General features: G+C 44.6%; 1 protein-coding gene. It reads left to right on the top strand.

All coding sequences use genetic code 11. The features are described from left to right. On the top strand, positions 1-193 hold a 193-nt coding region (locus ACFILW_RS10030), incomplete at its 5' end, for a DUF4043 family protein (RefSeq protein WP_375685766.1). Positions 194-231: the final 38 nt, after the last annotated feature.

The raw sequence follows: 231 nt of genomic DNA, 5'->3' as shown, positions 1-231 counted from the left end.
ATTTGGTAAGAGTTACGGTAAGGCCCCCTATAAAATCGAAAAAGAAACCTTCGACTACAAACGCGAATACGGTTTTGGAGTGCATACAATTATGGGCATGAAGAAAACGCGTTTCCAAATGCCCGGAAGAGCACAAGGAGCCCAAGATTTTGGAACGATAGTTATCCCCACCTACAGCGGTGAAGTTGAGTGATGAGGAAAGGAAATAGGACATGGTAGATGGCGTAACAG

It is taken from the genome of Bartonella sp. TT110JLCBS (genome assembly GCF_042193405.1).
Classification (GTDB): Bacteria; Pseudomonadota; Alphaproteobacteria; order Rhizobiales; family Rhizobiaceae; genus Bartonella.
Note: the sequence above shows the minus strand (reverse complement) of the source record. Positions and strands in the feature narration are given on the sequence as shown.